The sequence below is a fragment of the Mycobacterium sp. SMC-14 genome, from assembly GCF_046250075.1.
In the GTDB taxonomy this organism is placed as follows: Bacteria; Actinomycetota; Actinomycetes; order Mycobacteriales; family Mycobacteriaceae; genus Mycobacterium.
In genome coordinates this window covers 678882-698170 of record NZ_CP176429.1, presented here as the reverse complement: position 1 = coordinate 698170, position 19289 = coordinate 678882, and the positions used below count along the sequence as shown (strand labels likewise).

The 19289-nt window shown below is 66.1% G+C and carries 18 protein-coding genes; 9 read left to right on the top strand and 9 right to left on the bottom strand.

All coding sequences use genetic code 11. The annotated features are described in order from the left end of the window. Positions 1–2: 2 nt before the first annotated feature. Genes ACKY0W_RS03320 through ACKY0W_RS03305 form a run of 4 tightly spaced genes read right to left on the bottom strand, consistent with a single transcriptional unit; the run spans position 3 to position 5562 of the window. Positions 3–1595, bottom strand: a complete 1593-nt coding sequence (locus ACKY0W_RS03320; protein ID WP_409436387.1) for a peptide chain release factor 3 — start codon at positions 1593–1595, stop codon at positions 3–5. 37 nt (positions 1596–1632) lie between these two features. Further along, positions 1633–2250, bottom strand: a complete 618-nt coding sequence (locus ACKY0W_RS03315; RefSeq protein WP_409436386.1) for a TetR/AcrR family transcriptional regulator — start codon at positions 2248–2250, stop codon at positions 1633–1635. Between the two features lie 10 nt (positions 2251–2260). After that, positions 2261–5134, bottom strand: coding sequence for an RND family transporter (locus ACKY0W_RS03310; RefSeq protein ID WP_409436385.1), 2874 nt, complete (start codon positions 5132–5134; stop codon positions 2261–2263). Continuing rightward, positions 5131–5562, bottom strand: a complete 432-nt coding sequence (locus tag ACKY0W_RS03305) for an MmpS family transport accessory protein (protein WP_406756327.1) — start codon at positions 5560–5562, stop codon at positions 5131–5133. Before ACKY0W_RS03305 ends, ACKY0W_RS03310 begins: the two co-directional genes overlap by 4 nt. 235 nt (positions 5563–5797) lie before the next feature. Between ACKY0W_RS03305 and ACKY0W_RS03300 the strand changes: the two genes are divergently transcribed. Then, positions 5798–7216, top strand: a complete 1419-nt coding sequence (locus ACKY0W_RS03300; protein WP_409436384.1) for an SDR family NAD(P)-dependent oxidoreductase — start codon at positions 5798–5800, stop codon at positions 7214–7216. A 6-nt stretch (positions 7217–7222) separates the two neighbouring features. Here ACKY0W_RS03300 and ACKY0W_RS03295 read toward each other — a convergent pair whose 3' ends face one another. From ACKY0W_RS03295 to ACKY0W_RS03285, 3 genes are all read right to left on the bottom strand, one after another. Next, positions 7223–8059 carry an SDR family NAD(P)-dependent oxidoreductase gene (locus tag ACKY0W_RS03295; protein WP_409436383.1) on the bottom strand — a complete coding sequence of 279 codons (837 nt, stop codon included), beginning with the start codon at positions 8057–8059 and terminating at the stop codon, positions 7223–7225. 1 nt (position 8060) lies between these two features. Next, positions 8061–8537: a nuclear transport factor 2 family protein gene (locus ACKY0W_RS03290; RefSeq protein ID WP_409436382.1), complete on the bottom strand. Its 477-nt coding sequence runs from the start codon at positions 8535–8537 to the stop codon at positions 8061–8063. Positions 8538–8650: 113 nt separating this feature from the next. Next, positions 8651–8785, bottom strand: coding sequence for a hypothetical protein (locus tag ACKY0W_RS03285; protein ID WP_268811455.1), 135 nt, complete (start codon positions 8783–8785; stop codon positions 8651–8653). A 339-nt stretch (positions 8786–9124) separates the two neighbouring features. On the opposite strand from ACKY0W_RS03285, the gene ACKY0W_RS03280 reads away from it, so the two are divergent. Further along, complete coding sequence (locus tag ACKY0W_RS03280; protein ID WP_409436381.1) at positions 9125–9535, top strand: hypothetical protein; 411 nt, start codon at positions 9125–9127, stop codon at positions 9533–9535. Between the two features lie 139 nt (positions 9536–9674). Here the strand turns inward: ACKY0W_RS03280 and ACKY0W_RS03275 are convergent, their stop codons facing one another. Together ACKY0W_RS03275 and ACKY0W_RS03270 are read right to left on the bottom strand one after the other, a co-directional pair. After that, positions 9675–11339, bottom strand: coding sequence for an ABC-F family ATP-binding cassette domain-containing protein (locus tag ACKY0W_RS03275; protein ID WP_409436380.1), 1665 nt, complete (start codon positions 11337–11339; stop codon positions 9675–9677). A 376-nt stretch (positions 11340–11715) separates the two neighbouring features. Continuing rightward, positions 11716–11880: a hypothetical protein gene (locus tag ACKY0W_RS03270; RefSeq protein WP_409436379.1), complete on the bottom strand. Its 165-nt coding sequence runs from the start codon at positions 11878–11880 to the stop codon at positions 11716–11718. A 782-nt stretch (positions 11881–12662) separates the two neighbouring features. Here ACKY0W_RS03270 and ACKY0W_RS03265 point away from each other — a divergent pair. The 7 genes from ACKY0W_RS03265 (at position 12663) to ACKY0W_RS03235 (ending at position 19282) form a co-directional block, all read left to right on the top strand. Continuing rightward, complete coding sequence (locus tag ACKY0W_RS03265) at positions 12663–13427, top strand: S1 family peptidase (protein ID WP_409436378.1); 765 nt, start codon at positions 12663–12665, stop codon at positions 13425–13427. A gap of 176 nt (positions 13428–13603) precedes the next feature. Then, the gene (locus ACKY0W_RS03260; RefSeq protein ID WP_409436377.1) at positions 13604–13876 is read left to right on the top strand and encodes a sigma factor-like helix-turn-helix DNA-binding protein; all 273 of its coding nucleotides are present in this window, start codon (positions 13604–13606) and stop codon (positions 13874–13876) included. After that, on the top strand, positions 13873–15492 hold the full coding sequence (locus ACKY0W_RS03255) for a carotenoid oxygenase family protein (protein ID WP_409436376.1): 1620 nt from the start codon (positions 13873–13875) through the stop codon (positions 15490–15492). The genes ACKY0W_RS03260 and ACKY0W_RS03255 overlap by 4 nt, the downstream gene beginning before the upstream one ends. 103 nt (positions 15493–15595) lie before the next feature. Continuing rightward, positions 15596–16087, top strand: a complete 492-nt coding sequence (locus tag ACKY0W_RS03250) for a sigma-70 family RNA polymerase sigma factor (RefSeq protein WP_046283350.1) — start codon at positions 15596–15598, stop codon at positions 16085–16087. Further along, the gene (locus ACKY0W_RS03245) at positions 16084–16803 is read left to right on the top strand and encodes an anti-sigma factor family protein (RefSeq protein ID WP_409436375.1); all 720 of its coding nucleotides are present in this window, start codon (positions 16084–16086) and stop codon (positions 16801–16803) included. Before ACKY0W_RS03250 ends, ACKY0W_RS03245 begins: the two co-directional genes overlap by 4 nt. Before the next feature lie 84 nt (positions 16804–16887). Beyond that, complete coding sequence (locus ACKY0W_RS03240; protein ID WP_409436374.1) at positions 16888–18639, top strand: thiamine pyrophosphate-binding protein; 1752 nt, start codon at positions 16888–16890, stop codon at positions 18637–18639. Then, entirely contained in the window at positions 18617–19282 is a 666-nt protein-coding gene (locus ACKY0W_RS03235; RefSeq protein WP_409436373.1) for an SRPBCC family protein, read from the top strand. Before ACKY0W_RS03240 ends, ACKY0W_RS03235 begins: the two co-directional genes overlap by 23 nt. Positions 19283–19289: the final 7 nt, after the last annotated feature.

Genomic DNA, 19289 nt, shown 5'->3' with positions numbered 1-19289 from the left:
GGTTACCCCTCCGCGGCCACCAGGGACCGCAGCTGCACGTCGGGGTTATCGCGTTGGAAACCCTGCAGCCGCCACGCGTTGGAGAACAACACCAGGTGCACGCCGTCGGTGCGGGTCAAGACTTCCGCCAAAGACTGTTTGTTGACGAAGTCGACGTCGCCGGCGTCCACGATCCGCGCGACCTGATACGGCAGCGGCTCCAGCGTGATCGGCGCGCCCATTTCGCTGGCCATGCGGTGTGCGGCCACCTCGAACTGCATCGGTCCGACCGCGGCCAGCACCGGCGCCTGCTCTCCCCGGCGATCGGAGACCAGCACCTGCACGACGCCCTCTTGGTCCAACTGCTCGATGCCGCGACGGAACTGCTTGTGCTTGCTGGGATCGACGTTGCGTGCCACCGAGAAATGCTCGGGCGAGAAGCTCGGGATCGGCGGGTACTGCACGGGCACATCGCAATACAGCGTGTCGCCCGGACGCAGCGCGGCAGCGTTGGCCAACCCGATCACATCACCGGGCCAGGCGGTGTCCAAGGTGGAGCGCTGCTGGCCGAACACCGACTGGGCGTACTTGGTGACAAAGGGCTTGCCGCTCGCGGCGTGGGTGAGGACGTCGCCACGTTCGAAGGTGCCCGAATACACCCGCGCGAAAGCGATGCGATCGCGGTGGGCCGAGTCCATTCCGGCCTGCACCTTGAACACGAAGGCGCTGAACGGGGCGTCGGTGGCGCGCCGACCGCCGTCGACGTCGAGCGCCCCGCCGGGAGCCGGCGCCAACTCGGTAAGCACGTCGAGAAGCTGATTCACCCCGAAGTTCAATGCCGCCGAGGTGAACAGCACCGGCGTCGCCGTGCAGTCCAGGAACGCCTCGCGGTCGAAGTCTGATCCGTCGGCGGACAGCAGCTCGCACTCTTCGACCGCGGTATCCCAGTCAGCACCGGCCGCGGCATGCGCATCGGCCGCGGCGATGTGCTCCTCGGGTGCCGCGGTGGCGCCGCCGGCGGTACGGGTGAACCGGATGAAGTTTCCAGACTGGCGATCGAGCACCCCGTCGAATTCTCCGGCGATGCCGACCGGCCAGGTCAGCGGGGTGGGCCGTAGCCCGATGCGGGTGTGGATCTCGTCCATCAATTCCAGGGCGTGCCGGCCGGGACGGTCCCACTTGTTGATCACGGTGATGATCGGGATCCGACGATGACGGCACACCTGGAACAGCTTGAGGGTCTGCGGCTCGAGGCCTTTCGCGGCGTCGATGAGCATGACCGCGGAGTCGACGGCTGTCAGCACCCGGTAGGTGTCTTCGGAGAAGTCGGCGTGGCCGGGAGTGTCGAGCAGGTTGATGACGCAGTCCTGCCCCTTGGGGGTGCGGTACGGGAACTGCAGGGCCGTCGACGTGATGGAGATGCCTCGGGCTTTCTCCATCTCCATCCAGTCCGACACCGTGGCACGACGACCAGACTTGCCGTGCACCGCGCCGGCCTCGGTGATGGCCTTGGCGTGCAGCACCAGGGCCTCGGTCAAGGTGGATTTGCCGGCATCGGGATGGCTGATCACGGCGAAGGTGCGGCGGCGGCCCGCTTCAGCGGAGATCTCGGTCATTGCGCCAGCGATTGTATTTGCGACCTTGAGCGAATCACTAATCGGCGCTCGCCGCCAGGACAGCGGGCAGGACCAGCGTGTCGATGACCTGCCGGGCGAACTTCGCATCGAAGCTCTGACCACTCATGACCCGGATCAGACCTACCCCGGCCAGCACATCGGCGACCAGCGACCAGTCGCGCCCGGATGCCACCTCGCCACGGTCGGCGGCCCGCTGCAGGATGGTGGTCACCACCCGTCGGCCCTTGAGCAGAAGCATGTCGTCGAGCGCCGAGGCCAGGTGTGGATCATGGGCGGCCTCGACCGCGACCCGCAACACCACGTCGTTGGGGATCAGCGCGTCGTCGGTGCGCGCCATCCGCCCCACCAACGCGTCGAGATCGCCGACCAGGCTGCCGGTGTCGGCGACGTCGTCATCCATCAGGTCGGGCCGCCAGTACACCAGCGCATCGGCGATCAGCGCAGCCTTCGACGACCAGCGGCGGTAGATGGCGGCCTTGCCGACACCGGCGCGCGCCGCGATGTCGTTCATGTTGGTGTCGTCGTAGCCGTTCTCGGCCAACGCGGCCAATGCGGCATCGAGGATCGCGGGATCACGCGATCGATCGAGTCGCCCGTCGGTGCGCCTGCGCAATTTCGATTCGGTGTCTGCCATCGCCCGACACTTACGATGTGGGTTGCGGAATGGGCGCGGTGTTGTCCTCGGCCGGCTGCGGTTCGGGTCCGCTGCGGCCCCGCCGGGTGATCTCAAAAGTGTTGAGCGGCCACCAGAACCAGCGGCCCAGCGCCGCAGCGATCGATGGGGTCATGAATGCCCGGACGATCAACGTGTCGATGATCAGGCCGATACCGATGGTCGTACCGAGCTGGCCGACCACGCGCAGGTCACTGACGATCATCGCCATCATGGTGAAGGCGAACACCAGGCCCGCCGCGGTGACGACACGACCGGTGGCCCCCACACCCCGGATGATGCCGGTGTTGAGCCCGGCGTTTATCTCTTCCCGCAGGCGCGAGACCACCAGGAGGTTGTAGTCCGAACCCACCGCCAACAGGATCACCATCGACAACGGGATCACGATCCACTGCACGCCCAGGCCCAGGATGTCCTGCCAGAGCAGGACCGACAATCCGCATGCGATACCCAAGGATGCGGCCACGGTGCCGACGATCACCAGGGCGGCCACCACGCTGCGGGTGATGATCAGCATGATCGCGAAGATCAGGATCAGCGACGCGATCAGCACGATCATCAGGTCGATGACGACGCCGTCCTGCATATCGGCGTACAGCGATGCGGTACCGGCGAGCGAGACCTTCGCGCTGGCCAGCGGGGTGCCCTTGAGGGCATCGGCGACAACGTCTTTGAGGTCCCGGACATGTGCGATGCCCTGCACCGAGGCCGGGTCGCCCTGGTGGGTGATGATCATCCGGACCGACTGGTGATCGGGCGACATGAACATCTTGATGCCACGCTTGAAGTCGGGATTGTCGAACACATCCGGCGGCATGTAGAAGAAATCGTCGTTCTTGGCCTGATCGAAATACAGGCCGATCTCCGTCTCGCCCTTCGCCAATTCCTGTTGCTGGGCCTGGGTTCCGGCCATGGTGCTGTGGGTCGCGAGCATGAAGTCGCGCATCGTCGTCATCGAGTCGATGGTGTTCTGCAGAACCGGCAGCATCTGCGGCAGCAACTTATCCAGACGGTCCATGTCGACGGTGAGATTCTGTATCTGTTCGTCGAGTTCGTCGATGCCGTCCATGGTGTCGAAGATCGATCGCAGTGAGTTGCAGATCGGGATGTCGAAGCAGTGCGGTTCCCAGTAGAAGTAGTTGCGGAACACCCGGAAGAAATCGTCGAAATCGGCGATGTGGTCACGCAATTGATCGGTGGTGTCCGCCATGTCGTGGGTCCTGGCGACCATGCTGTGCGTGACTTCCGTCATCTCCTTGGTGATGGCGTACATGCGCTCCATGTTGGCGACGGTCTTGCTCATCTCGTCGGCCTGTTCGAGCATCTGCGCCGAGTTGTCATTGTTGAACTTCGCGGCCTGCAGGGTGCCGGCGTTCTGCGCACCGAGCAGGAATGGGATCGAGCTGTGCTCGATCGGTGCGCCCAGGGGGCGGGTGATGGTCTGCACCCGATCGATGCCCCGCATGCGAAAGACGCTCTTGGCGACCTTCTCGATCACCAGCATGTCTGCGGGGGTGCGCAGGTCATGATCGGTTTCGAGCATCAACAGCTCGGGGTTCATCCGGGCCTGGGAGAAATGCCGGTCCGCGACGGCCATGGCCAGGTTGGCCGGCATGTCGGCGGGAGTGAACTTCTGGTCGTTGTACTGCGGCACGTACGTCAGCAAGCTGATGAAGCCCACGACGGCAAGCGCGCTGCTCATCAAGATGACCGGGATGGGCCAGCGGACCGTGATGGTTCCGACCTTGCGCCAGTTCCGCGTCGAGAGTTTCTGTTTGGGGTCGAGCAGGCCGAACTTCGATGCCACGGTGAGTATCGCCGGGGCCAGGGTCAGCGAGGCGGCGATGACGACCAGAATCGCGATCGCGCAGGGCGGCCCCATGGTCTGAAAGTAGGGCAGCGTGGTCATGCTCAGGCACATCAAGGCGCCGACGATGGTCAACCCCGAACCCAGGATGACGTGCGAGACGCCACTGTAGGAAACATAGAACGCCTCTTCGGGATCGAGGCCGTTGGCTCTCTCTTCGTGATATCGGCCGAGTAGAAAGATCAGGTAATCCGTGATCGCGGCGATGGACAACATCGTCACCATGCTCACCGCATACGGGGTCAGGCCGATGATGTTCATGTTGCCGGCTGCGGCCGTAACGCTCATTGCGGCAAACAGTCCCAGGCCGATGGCGACCATCGAGATCAGCATCGTCACCACCGAGCGGTAGATGGCGAGCAGCATCACGATGATGATGGCGACGGATACAAACTCCAGCCGATGCATGCTTTGATGACCGGCCACACTGGTGTCGGCATTGAGGACCGTGTTGCCCGCGACATGGGCCTTGATACCCGGCGGCGGGGTCACCGACGCAACGATGTCGCGCACCGCCGCCACCGACTCATGGCTTTCGGTGGTGCCCTGCGAGCCATTGAGGAAGATCTGCACATAGGCGGACTTGCCGTCCACACTCTGCGAACCCGCCGCGGTCAGCGGATCACTCCAGAAGTCCTGGACGTTCTGCACGTGCTCGTGATCGGCCTCGAGTTTGGCGACGATCTCGTCGTAGAACTTGTGCGCGGCCTCCCCGACCGGCTCGTCGCTCTCGAGCACGACCATCGCGGTGGAGTCCGAATCGTACTGCTGAAATACCTTGCCGATATTGAGCATCGCGGCGTACGACGGCGCACCGGTAGGGCTGATCGGGACCGACCGGGTGGCCGCGACCTCGCCCAGTGAGGGGATCACCGCCCCCAGGACGATCACGAGGAGCACCCAGAATCCGATGATCGGCACCGAGAAGACCCGGACCATCCGGCCTAAGAAGGGGCGGTGGGTCTGCGGCTCGCTCATACGGATTTCACCAAGCAGTAGATGAACGGTTTGATGGTGTCGTCGCTGGCCCGCTCATCGCGCACCTCGTCGTCGACGGTCACCCGGCATCGAAGGTCGCGGGTGTTGCGATCGCCCTGGGCCATGATGTTGGCCGACATCGACGGCAGCGTCGTCACGATCGTGAACGACCATGGCAACGACGCGTTCTCGACGAGATTCGGTTGCCCATTCTCGTCGAGGTAGTTGAGGTTCGCGGTCCCACCGGTTCCGGTGATCTCGTAGGTGATGTGCTTCGGATTGAAGTTCTCGGTGATTGCGGACCCTTCCGCCAGGTTCGGGCCTTGGTGGCCCAGAGATTCGCGAATCCGGGAAATGGCATACCCGCCCAGTGCCACGACAACCACCAGCAGTAGCGGAATCCAGAACCGCTTCATCAGTCGGAACACCGGGTGCAGGCCTCTCGGTCGTTCGGGTCGATCAGATCGAGACGGGGGCAACCCGGCTCGCGCGACGCCCACTACAGGCGAAGAAACCATGCTGCCAACCGATACGGAACCCGAGTTCCGCGCGTAGAGCGATGCTTAGATTACCTGATGATCTGACCGCGTGGAACGGCCTTGGCCCCAATCGCGGGTCTGTCGTGTTTTTGCCGGTCGTTACGGGCCCGTACCCTTACCAGGCGTGACCGTCATCGACCCGGAAAGGCTCGCCACCTGCCTACAGGTGCTCGCCGAGATCGACTCGCTGCCACCGGAGCACCCGGACGCCGTGGCCGTGCGCCGGGCCACCGCCCGCATGTTCAAGGCGGTCAAGAAGGCCCGCCGGACCGCCCGACGCGATGCGGTGGCCGCCGCCGACCAGGCCGTCATCGCCGCCACCGCCACCGGGGCACCGGGCCGCATCGACGACGAGACGCAGGGCATTCCGCTGGTCTCAGCCGCGGTCGGGGCGTCGGCGGGCACGCTGCTGCGCTCGCGGGCCTGCTACATCTGCAAGACCCACTACACGCAGGTGGACGCGTTCTATCACCAGCTCTGCCCGGACTGCGCCGCGATGAGCCGGGCCAAACGTGATGCGCGTACCGACCTCACCGGACGACGGGTCCTGCTCACCGGCGGGCGAGCCAAGATCGGCATGTACATCGCGCTGCGGCTGCTGCGCGACGGTGCGCACACCACCATCACCACCCGATTCCCCAACGATGCCGTGCGCCGGTTCGCCGCGATGCCCGACAGCGCCGACTGGCTGGACCGGCTGCAGGTGGTGGGTATCGACCTACGCGACCCGGCCCAGGTCGTCGCGCTGGCCGACACGGTCGCTGCCCAGGGCCCGTTGGACATCCTGATCAACAACGCCGCGCAGACGGTGCGGCGCGCACCCGGCTCCTATGCCGCCCTCGTCGAGGCGGAGCGCACCCCCGCAGGCGAGCTGGTCGACGTGATCACCTTCGACCATGTCAGCGACGCCCACCCGGCGGCCCTGGCCGGCAGCCTTGCCGAACACCAGCAGCCACACGCACTGACCGAACTGGCCCTGACCGCCCGCAGCGCGTCCCCCGAGCGGATCGCCGCAGGCACAGCGATCGACGCGGGCGGGCTGCTACCCGACACCGCCGCCGTCAACAGCTGGACCCAGCACGTGCACGAGATCGACCCACTGGAGCTGCTCGAGGTGCAGCTGTGCAACCAGACCGCGCCGTTCATCCTGGTGAGCCGGCTTCGCCCGGCCATGGCGGCGGCTACCGCGCGCCGTAAGTACGTGGTGAATGTCTCGGCCATGGAGGGGCAGTTCAGCCGCCGCTACAAGGGCCCGGGCCACCCGCACACCAACATGGCCAAGGCCGCGCTGAACATGCTGACCCGCACCAGCGCAGCCGAGATGCTGGAGAGCGACCGCATCCTGATGACCGCGGTGGACACCGGCTGGATCACCGATGAGCGCCCGCATCCCACCAAGCTGCGACTGGCCGAGGAGGGATTTCACGCCCCGTTGGATCTGGTCGACGGCGCCGCGCGGGTCTACGACCCGATCGTGCGCGGGGAAGCCGGCGAAGATCTGTACGGGTGCTTCCTCAAGGATTACGCGCCGAGCAACTGGTAGGCGCCGTCAGTACAGCGGCCCGCCGCCGAACAGTTCGCGGTGCGAGTCCGGCTGGTTTCCCTCGATGTCGGTGACGCCGTAGTCGAGCGCGGTCTCGGCGGTGATCAGGGTGTGCCCGCTGCGGGCAGCTAGGTCGGGGTCATTCGCCAGGGCGGCGACGACGCGGCCGATGAACTCCGGGGTTTCGGCGTTGGCCAGCGGGAAGCCCTGGAAGTTGTCCAGGCCACGGGCCATGAAGCCCTGCATGACTTCGTTCTTCACCAATCCGGGCCACAGCGACACCGCGCTCACCCCGGTTCCGGTCAGCTCGACGGCCATGTCCGCGGCCATCTTGTCCAGCCCGGCCTTGGACATGCCGTAGAGCACCGAGTGCAGGTGCCCGCGGGCCCCGAACGAGGAGATGTTGGCGATCAGGCCGGCGCCGCGCGGGACCATCAGCTGCGCGGCATGCACCGAGGCGACGTAGTGGGCGCGCAGGCCCACCCCGATCAGGGTGTCCCAGTCCGACAGTGGGCGCTGCCAGAACTTCTCGGTGAACCCGGCGAACCCCTTGGGCGCGGCCCACACGTTGTTGACCAGCAGATCCAACCGGCCGCCGCACTCATCGCCGATGCGGGCGAACAGCTTGGCGATCTGCTCGTCGTCGCGGTGGTCGCACTGCACACCGATGCCGCGCCCGCCGCGTTCGGTGACTTCCCGCGCAGTCTGATCCAGTGGCCCGTCTGCGCCGACTTCGCCGCGAGCGGTGACGTAGACGGTCCAGCCGTGCGAGCCGAGCGCCAGCGCAACTCCCTTGCCGACGCTTCGGCTGGCACCGGTGACCAAGGCGATTCGGGTGCTCATCTCAGGCCTCCACGATGGTGTCGTCGCCGAGCGGTCGGGTGATCACCCAGAGCTGGCGGAAGTGGCTGCGGGCCATTTTCCAGGCGCCGTCCTCGATCACGTAGTCGTCGTCGTACTCGCCGGTGAGCAGTCTTTCGGTGCGCTCAATCATGTTGAGCTGCCGGAACTTCAGCGTCCAACGTCCGGTGGCGGTGCCGGGGCCGGTGATGGCGATATCGGGGTGCATGCCGTGGTGCATGTCCAGGATCACCGGTTTGCCGTCCACTTTGTGCAGCGCGATCTTGGTGAATACCGCGGCGATCTGATCGGCGTCATCGAACCCGCCCAGGGGTCCGTAATGAATATCGGCCCCACGATTGATGAAGCAGGCCCGGAAGGTTTCGGGGTCTTTGGCGTCACACGCCCGGAAATAGCGGTGCTTGAGGGCTTTTATCGCCTCGATCTGTTCGAGCGCGGTCAGCCGCTCCTCGGGTGTCATCGCTCGACGATAGTTGTCGGGTGCCCCACGCCAAGGCAGGGCGTCGGAATGTACGCCCGGCGGCCTATGGGTGCCGGTGGCTCACGCGCGAGGAAGCGCGCCCGCGGCGTGAATCAGCAGATTTGGCCGGCGAAGAAGGCGGCCGACACCAGACCGACACACAACGCCAGGGTGGCATGACCCATCATGCCGGCGCCGACAGTCGCGGTGGCAGCGGTGGCAGCCAAGCCGCTCAGAAAAGTGGTCATTGCCCCATCTCCTGTGGTGTACGTCACATCTATGTTTCCAACGTGGTCTACACCACATCATACCTCTAAGGAAAATGCCAGCCCCGTCCTATTCACCGGAAAGTCGGCGGGATTCAGCGGAGCTCGGCGACCCGCACCAGCAAGCCGTGACGGGCTGCAATACCGCGTCACCTTCGACCCTTATGCGCTGGTGACGGGCCGGCGATACCCGGGGCGGCGGGGTCCCAGCGGCGCGGGGCTCCGCGGTGGCGGCCGGCCGAGTGGATTGCGGTCTGGGTGAGGTCGTCGGCTGTGGATGGACGGACGTTCTCGACCGCCGCGTCGGCGTACGCTGCCACCATGCCGCCGAAGGATCTCGAGTCACGGGTCAGCGCCCTGGAGGTGCAGGTGGGCGAGTTGCGCGGCCGGGTCAGCGCCAGCGAACGCGACGCCGCGGCGGCCCGGGTGCTCGCCGGTGGGGCTGATCGCGACGTGGGTGAGATCCGCGGTGAGATCCGTGACTTTCAGCGGGCCACCATCGGGAGCTTCAACGCGTTGCGCCAGGACATGGTCGACATGCGCCGGGATTTGGTCGACGGTTTTCGACGGGTCGACGAACGGTTCGCGCAGATCGACGGAACGTTCGGACAGGTCGCCACCGGCTTCGCCGAGATGCGCGCCAAGTTCGACATGACCGCGGCCGGACAGCAGCGCATCGCCGAGCTGATCCAACCCGTCATCGACGCGCAAGCCGGCAACGGCTCGGAGTGACCGATACTTCGAATGCGGTAGAGGTTTCTTGCGGCGGACGAGCCGTTCTGGACTCTGGCGTAACCGCTGTTTCCCAACGGCTCGGGCTGACGCGTCGATCGTTGGCCGGCTCACGGCCGCCTCGGATAACCGCTTCCGCCTACAACTCGATGACACTCCCGTCCTCGACCCGCCAGGAGCGGTCCAACCGGACGTTCTGCAGCATCCGGCGGTCGTGGGTCACCAACAACAGCGCACCGTCGTAGGTCTCCAGTGCCTGCTCAAGCTGTTCGATGGCGGGCAGATCGAGATGGTTGGTCGGTTCGTCGAGGACCAGCACGTTCGTGCCGCAGGCCTGCAGCAGCGCCAGGCCGGCGCGGGTGCGCTCCCCGGGCGAGAGGTCGTCGACCGTGCGCTCCACATGGTCGGCGGTCAGCCCGAACTTCGCCAGCAGGGTTCGCACGTCGGCGGTCGACCAGTCCGGCACCCGCTGCTCGAAGCGATCGACCAGACGGGCGGGGCCGGTGAAATCGGCGCGCGCCTGGTCGATCTCACCGATGGCGACGTTGGTGCCCAGACTTGCGCGGCCCGCGTCGGGCTGCTGACGGCCGAGCAGCAGTCGCAGCAGCGTCGACTTTCCCGCCCCGTTGGGGCCCACGATGCCGATCCGCTCGCCGGCATCCACCTGTAGCGACACCGGTCCGAGGACGAAATCGCCTTGCCGCACCACCGCATTGTCGAGTGTCGCGACTACCGAACTGGACCGTGGCGCAGCCCCGATGGTGAACTGCAGTGTCCATTCCTTGCGGGGTTCGACGACCTCCTCGAGGCGGGCGATCCGGCTCTCCATCTGGCGCACCTTCTGCGCCTGCTTCTCGCTGGACTCGGTGGCGGCGCGCCGGCGGATCTTGTCGTTGTCCGGTGCCTTGCGGATGGCGTTGCGGACGCCCTGACTGGACCATTCCCGCTGTACGCGGGCCCGCGCGACCAGGTCGGCCTTCTTCTCGGCGAACTCGTCGTACTGCTCACGCCGGTGCCGGCGGTTGATCTCTCGCTCCTCGAGATAGCTGTCGTATCCGCCGCCGAACACGGTCGTGGTGTTCTGCGCCAGATCCAATTCCAGGACACGAGTGACGCTGCGGGCCAAGAACTCCCGATCGTGGCTGACCAGCACCACCCCGCCACGCAGATCCCGGACGAACTGCTCCAGCCGGGCCAGCCCATCCAGGTCAAGATCGTTGGTCGGCTCATCGAGCAGCACGATGTCGAACCGCGACAGCATCAGCGCCGCCAAACCCACCCGGGCGGCCTGCCCACCCGACAATCCGGTCATCAGGGTCGACTCGGGCTGCACCGCCTCGGAGTCCAGGCCCAGGTCGGCCAGCACCGCCGGCACCCGGTCCTCGAGGTCCGCCGCGCCGGTGACCAGCCAATGGTCCAGCGCAATGGAGTAGGCGTCGGCCGGATCGGTACCCGCGGGAGCCTGATCCGGATCGGCTAAGGCGGCGGCCGCGGCGTCCATGGCCTGCGCCGCCTGTGCGCAGCCGGTCCGACGAGCGATATAGGCGCCGACGGTCTCCCCTTCGACCCGCTCGTGTTCCTGCGGCAGCCAACCGACGAACGCATCGGCCGGGGCGACGTTGACCGCACCGTCGAGCGCCTCCAGATCGCCGGCCAGGATCCGCAACAGGGTGCTCTTGCCGGCGCCGTTGGCACCCACGACGCCGACGACGTCGCCCGGCGCCACGGTCAGGTCAACGCCCTCGAACAGGGTGCGGTGCGCGAAGCCGCCGGCAACGTTCTTCGCGACGAGTGTTGCGGTCATCGGTACATGGTCGCAGGGGGCGAAGGGGGTAGAGAGGGATGGCGGTGGGCAGGAGCGCGCTGCTCATTTATCCGCAGAGCGACGACCTTCTCGGCCGTGGCCGCGGCCGGCCCAGTCCGGTTCGTGGTTGATGAATAGTTGGGCACATAATTTGCGAGCTCCTCCCGGTTCAGAGCGCCGTTCGCGCCGCTACGTAGTTGCGGCCGAGTTGACGAAGCCCCAAGTTTTCTCGAGGTGTCACCTGCGGACCATTTCAAGGACGAGGACCCCACTTGTCTCGGTCGCTGAGTTGGCTGCACTGGGGGGGCTGATGAACGGATGTGTGCATAGGCAAGGCCAATCTCAGCGCTGAGGCAAGCGCCATCTGCGCAAGAGGTTAGCCGGATTCCGCAAATTCGGTGCAGACATTCCGATCGGTCACGTCTGGCAGCTTGCCGATCACAATGAACTGCTTGTCGGCTAACAAGTCACCGATGACGCGGACGCCGCGATAGTCAAGACGAAGATGCTCACTGCCTTTCGCGCTATAGGCGCCTTCCATTCGCGAACATTCGCGGCTGAACACAGACCGGAAACGCAGGTCAACCCAGAATTACGTTTGGGTCCACGACTTTTGAAACACCTAGCCCACACCACCTTGCGCTGCCGGCCGCACTCGCGGGAACGTCTCTACTAGAAGCGCAGCTAGTTGGCATGCGATCTCTTCATCGATCTGGATCGACTGACTGCTCTTCGGCGTCGATGCTCGACTGTCTGAGCCAAACGTACTCAGGTGAAGCAGCTGAGTACCGTCTGCATTCTCCACGACCTGAAAGTAGCAATCGACCTCAGATCCGTGCGGTCTTACGTCTTGAGTCCCGCGTTCCAACTTGCGCACCTTTGCCATGCGGCAATGTTAAGTCAATTGGGTCAACCAGTTTGGTGTACGCCGCGGGATCAACTTCGTACTGCGGCATGGCAAATGAACGGGGGGCCCGAGTTCTGATCGTCCGGACCCGAGCAGGGAACTCAGCCCTTCGCAATTGGCAGAGGCGCTGGCGCGGGTCGCATGAATGGCCCTGCCAACTCCGTCCACGACCGTAGTTCGTCGGATGAAACTTCTCCACCACCCTTGTTGCGAGCCACATCAACGACCCTCGCACGCTCGCGAGTGATACTCCCGTTCTGCCGGCGGCACATGCGCCGCCGACCGCGGCCCCAGCTGGCGCGGCACAGTCTTGCCTGCTCACCGCCGATTGTCGACTCCAACGACGGAGTTTGTGTTCACCCTCCGCGTAACCGCCCCACCTGCACACCCGCCCCACCCTCGGTACCCTCGCCTAAATGGCCGCCTTTCGACGACCCCCGCCCAAAACCCTGCTCAAACGTCTGTCCATCGCGGCCGGCGTCGTAACAGTCCTGGCGGGCATGGTCTGGGTCAGCCGCGCCCAGCCGGTGCAGCAGCTCATCCCGCAGCCGCCGGCCGAGGCGATCGGTCCGGGGGTCGGCATCAATGTCTCCTCTACCGGCAGCTCCGAGGCCACCAGCTGTACCGCGGGGTTCCTGGTACGCAGCAAGGACGGCCGGCCGGGACTGCTGTCGGCGGGGCACTGCAACAAGCCCGGCGGCTCCGGCACGGTGTCCATCCACAACGGTGCCCTCTACCCCACCGTCGGTGCCTTCACCCAGAGCGTCTACGACGGCAAGGACGGCAACAACATCGGCTTGATCACCTTGGACGACCCCGACAAGTTCCCGCTGACCTCCGAGGTCGACGGACACCCGGTCAGCGGCGTCGCCGAGCGCGTCAACATCGGCGACACGCTCTGTCATCTGGGAGTCCGTAGCGGCGAGCCGATGTGCGGTCCGGTGGCTGCCAGCGAAAAGGACAAGGTCAGGTTCGCCGCGGCTACCACCTGCGGTGACGCGGGTGGCCCGGCCTACCGGATGCGCCCCGACGGCACCGCCGAAGCGGTCGGCATCCTCACCGCGGAGTCCGACGGCGAGGATCCCGAGACGGCCTGCGCTGAGCCGCGCGAGTCCTCCGTTGCGCAGCTGATCAAGCCGTGGCTGCAGGCCTGGCAGCTGACGCTGGTCACCACGACCTAAAGAGCCTCTACCGCAGCCGCCGGGCGCGCGCGACACTGAACCGGACGGGACGCTGCCCCGTGTCACTTCCGGGAGGCTGGTGCATGGGTAGAGGAAAACCAGCGGCAGATCGATTCTCGGCCGCGGGCACACCACGGCCGGACACTTCTGCGCGTACGGGCCGGGCCTGAACCGCCATGACCACCGACGACCAGGCCCGGGCCCGCCTCAGCAGCGCTTCAAGCGCCATGCACCGCGACTTTGCACCGGACCGAGCCGTGGTCGCCGCCGCGCTGGCGCAGCTCTCCGCCGAACACCGGGCCCTGCTACGTCGTGCCTATTACTTCGGATGGAGCACCGAGCAGATCGCGGTCGATCTGGAAATCGCGGAGCGCAGCGTGAAGACCCAGCTGCACTACGCGCTGCGGACACTGCAACAGACACTGCGAGATATGGGAACGGTGCAATGACGTTTGACCACGAGTACGGCCTGTGGGATGCCGCCTATGTGCTGGGGTCACTCTCGGAGTCCGACTACCGCGAGTTCGAGACACACCTCGACGGGTGCCTGTTGTGCCAGGACGCCGTCACCGAGTTGTCCGAGATGCCGGCTGTCCTGTCGTTGCTGGATGAAGAGGACTTCACCGAAACCAACGACGTGACAGCCGACAGCGAATTCACCGCGGGTCGCGCGGCCGCCGGTGTCATCCGTCAGGTCAACGGCCATGACTCTGGTGCTGCAGTGGCGGTTCTTCAGCCGCCGGAGACGGTCTTCAGAGTCTTTCGCCCCGGTAACTACGCTCCGGTCCCCGACGAGCTCACCGCGTTCGATCTACCCGTCGACGGCAGCATCCCGCCGGAGTTGAACGGCTGGTATCTGCGCAACGGCCCCAACCCCCGCGACGCGGGAGGGCACTGGTGCACCGGTGACGGCATGGTGCACGGAGTTCGGCTGGAGAACGGCCGGGCCGCCTGGTACCGCAACCGCTGGGTGCGCACCGAGAGCTTCGAACACCCCCTGCCGCTGTTCAACGCCGACGGCAGCCGCAATCTGCACTCCAGCGCGGCCAACACGCACGTCATCCGGCACGCCGGCAAGACCCTGGCGCTGATGGACACCGCACTGCCGTATGAACTCACCCCCGACTTGGACACGCTGGGCGCCTACGACTTCGCCGGCAAGCTGACCGATTCCATGGCGCCGCACCCCAAGGTCTGCCCGATCACGGGCGAGCTGCACTTCTTCGGCTACGGCGACCTTGCCCACCCGCACATCAACTACTACCGCGCCGGCGCCGACGGTGCGGTCCAGGTCCGCCGCCCGATCGATGTCCCCGGACTGACGCTGATGCACGACTTCGCGCTGACCGCGCAACATGTGGTGTTCCTGGACCTGCCGTTGGTGTTCAATCCGCAGGTTGCGCTCACCCGGCCCATCGAGCGTGACCTGCCGTACCGGTGGGACGACGACTACGGCGCCCGCCTCGGGGTGCTGCGCCGCGATGACCCGTTCGGTCTCGTTCGCTGGTTCGACATCAACCCGTGTTACGTCTTCCACGTCGCCAACGCGTTCGACGTGTCGTCACCCCAGGGCGACGCGATAGTGATGCAGGTGGTCCGCTACCCGGAAATCTGGCGCGCCAACAGTGATTTCGAAACCGATGCCTCGCTGTGGCGCTGGACGATCGACTTGGACGCGGGCGTCGTGGCCGAGGTTCAGCTCGATGACCGCGACATCGAGTTCCCCCGCGTCGACGACCGGCGGGTGGGCGCTGCGGCCCGCTACGCCGTGGCCGTCGGCAACGACGGGCTGGTCCGCTACGACCTGGCCCGCGACAGCGTCGAGGTCCACCGGTTCGGCGTCAACGGGATGGCCGGCGCGCCCGATGAGGCGGTGTTCGCGCCGGCGCCGGGTCAGACCGACGAATCGGCCGGCTGGTACCTGAGTTACGTCTACAGCCCCGTCCGCGAGTGCAGCGAACTGGTGATCCTGGGCGCGTCGGAGTTCGACGCCGAGCCGGTCGCCCGGGTGCGGCTGCCGCGGCGCGTTCCGCACGGTTTTCACGGCAGCTGGATTCCTGACTGAGGTGCCAAAGCATGAACCCGACGGGCATCCACGTCGTGTCATTAGGCAGGAGGTGATCAGCTTGCCTCGCATTGGCATACCGCCAGACCACGAAGCCGCGCTGATGAAAGCGCTCTACGACGAGCACGCCGCGGTGTTGTGGCGCTACGCCCTGCGCCTGACCGGTGACGCCAGCCGCGCCGAAGACGTCGTGCAGGAGACGCTGCTGCGCGCTTGGCAGCACCCGGAGGTCATCGGCGATACCGAACGCTCCCCTCGCGCCTGGATGTGCACCGTGGCGCGCAACATGATCATCGACGAACGGCGCAGCGCCCAGTACCGTCACGTGGTCGCCACGCTCGACGAGACGACCACGCCCGAGCAGCCCACCCGCGACGAGGTGGACACCGCCCTGGACCGGATGTTGATCGCCGACGCCATGACGCACCTGTCGGCGGAGCACCGGGCGGTGATCGAACGGTCCTACTACCGTGGCTGGAGTACCGGCCAGACCGCCGAAGACCTGGGGATCGCGGAGGGAACAGTGAAATCGCGCCTGCACTACGCGGTGCGGGCTCTGCGACTCGCCCTGCAGGAGATGGGGGTGACACGATGATGTCGCCGCGGGAGATCGGCCCGGCCTGCGGGCCGGTCGATACTGAGCACCCATACGCCATGTGGGATGCCGCCTATGTGCTCGGTTCGCTGTCGGCGGCCGACCGCCGGGAATTCGAGGGACACCTCGCCGGCTGCCCGCAGTGCCGGAACGCCGTGGCCGAGATCAGCGGCGTGCCTGCCCTGCTGTCCCAGCTCGACGGCAACTGTGTGGCGGCGATCAACGAATCCGACGCGGCGGGGCCACCCCCGCCGGCCTACCTGCTGCCTGCCCTGTTGACCGAGGTGCACCGGCGGCGCCGGCGTACCCGGTTGATGGCGTGGACGGCCTCGGCCGCGGCGGCCGCCGTGCTCGGGATCGGTGTCCTGCTCGGGATCAGCTCCGTGACCACGCCGTCACCCCATCCCGATGCGGTGCCGATGGCCCAAGTGGGGACGACGGCGCTCGCCTCGACGGTGGCGGTCAGGGACGAATCCTGGGGCAGCTACATCGATTTGAGTTGTGTCTGCCTGGCACCGGTGAACGCTCACCACGACACCCTGGCGCTGGTGGTGGTCGGCCGCGATGGCAGCCAGACCCGGCTGGCGACCTGGGTCGCCGAACCCGGGCACACCGCGACGCCGGCCGGCAGCATCTCGACTCCGTCGGATCAGATCGCCTCGGTTCAAGTGGTGTCAGCCGACAACGGCCAGGTCCTGCTGGAGCGCACGCTGTAACGAGCCCGGGCCATCGGATGCCTTCGTCGAACCAACGCCCGACGGAAACCGTGTCAATGACATCGTCACGAGTTAGGTGGGCAGATGTCCAGGATCGCTTCCGTGGTCGATTACATCGTCGCCCAGCTGGCGGCCATGGGAATCGGTCACATCTTCGGCGTCGATGGTGCGAACATCGAAGATCTGTACGACGCGGCGTATTTCCGCCCCGAGATCGCGGCGGTGCTGGCCAAGCATGAGTTCTCGGCCGCCACCATGGCCGACGGTTACAGCCGCAGCGGTGCCGGGTTGGGGGTGGTCGCCGCGACGTCGGGCGGGGGCGCCCTGAACCTGGTTGCCGGACTCGGCGAATCATTGGCCAGCCGGGTTCCGGTGCTGGCGCTGGTGGGCCAGGCCCCGATCACCTTGGATGGTCGAGGCAGTTTTCAAGACACCAGTGGCCGCAACGGCGCACTTGACGCGCAGGCCTTGTTCTCGGCGGTCTCGGTCTTCTGCGAGCGGGTGATGAACCCCGAAGACATCGTGGCTGCCTTGCCCCGGGCGATCGCCGCGGCACACAGCGGTGGTCCCGCGGTGCTTTTGCTGCCCAAGGATGTTCAGCAGGGCTTCGTTACGGCCAGCCCGTACCGCAACGGCGGCGACGCCGGTGGCGATCCTGTCGTGATCAGCGACCCGCATCCGATCGTCCACGCGCTGCGCAACGCCCATGGACCGGTCACGATCATCGCCGGTGAACAGGTGGCCCGCGACGACGCCCGCGCCGACCTCGAGCACCTGCGGGCACTGCTGCGGGCACGGGTGGTGTGCGTCCCCGACGCCAAAGACGTCTCGGGCACTTCGGGTTTGGGATCTTCGTCGGCACTGGGTGTGGCCGGCATCATGGGCCACCCCTCGGTCGCCGATGCACTGACCGCCAGCGCGGTATGCCTGGTGGTGGGCACCCGGATGTCGCTGACCGCTCGCGCCGGTCTCGAAGCGGTGCTGAGCTCCATCCACACCGTATCGATCGGTTCGGCGCCGCCGTATGTTCCGTGTACGCACGTGCAGACCGCTGATCTGCGGGTGTCCCTACGAGCGATCGCCCGCGAGCTCTCCGGTGACGGGCGCCCCCGGTGGCTGCGAGTGCCCGAGACAGTGCCGCACACCGAATTGACTCCCCCGCCGTACACCGGCCCCGGGGTGCGCTATCGCGACGCGATGGCCGTACTGGACCGGGCGTTGCCCGCCGGGACCGACATCGTCGTCGATGCGGGCAACACCGGCGCCGCGGCCATCCACTACCTGCCGCCGCGGCGCGACGGGCGTTTCCTGGTCGCGCTGGGGATGGGCGGCATGGGCTACAGCTTCGGGGCCGGCCTCGGCATGGCCTTCGGCCGCGGCCGGCGCACCGTGGTGATCGCCGGCGACGGCGCGTTCTTCATGCACGGCATGGAGATCCACACCGCCGTGCAGTACCGGCTTCCGGTGCTGTTCGTGCTGCTGAACAACAACGCGCACGCCATGTGCGTCACCCGCGAGCAGTTGTTCTACGACGGGTTCTACAGCTACAACCGCTTCACCCCCAGCCAGCTCGGTGACGGCCTGGCGTCGATGTTTCCCGGGCTCAGCGCGATCGACGTGGATGACGCCGAAACATTTCACGCAGCCGTGGCCTCGGCCTTGGACCGCGAAGGGCCCTCGGTGATCAGCATCGAATGCGCCGCCGACGAGATACCACCGTTCGCTCCGTTCCTTTCGGCCGACGCGGCAGCGAAATCCACTGCTCCAGTTAGTCATAACGGCAATGTTCCAACCGACGAGGAGGATCAATTCGATGTCGCTGCCCGCCCTCGCTGATATCAGCGTTCACGCCGGTACGCCCGGACCCATCGACGGCTTGGTCCGGGTCGAGACCAGTCCCCGGGAGGTCGCCACCCCGATCATCATGGAGATGATGCATTCGGTCTACCCCCACGACGTGGTGTTCGGCGACTACTGCACCGTCAACGACTACATCGACTGTCCGCCCGGCGAATTGTTCGACTACCTCTCCGATACACGATGCCTGGAAGAGTGGACCTACAGCCTGCGCGGCTTCACCCCCACCGACGAGGAGGGCCTCTGGCTCGCCTACGACCGACTGGGTTCGGAGACCAAGATCTACACCCGCACCGTCTCCAACTCCGAAGCCCTCACGGTGGACTACCACTGCGCCTGGGATCAGCCCGACCACCTGTGGATGATCTACCTGATCCGGATCGTCGACGCCCAGGTGGTGCTGAACAAGCCCGGATCTGTTGTGCTGTGGACCAATTGTCACCACCCGTTCTACGACCACAACCCGTATCCGGACACCGCGCCGCCGCAGCGCCCGGTGTGGGTCGGCGACTTCTGGGACATGTTCAGTGCCGGCCACCTGCTGGAGCTGAAGAACCTGAAGGCGATCGCCGAATACCGGCACCACAACGGTCTTCCGGTCACCCCATTCTGGATGCGATGAGGCGATC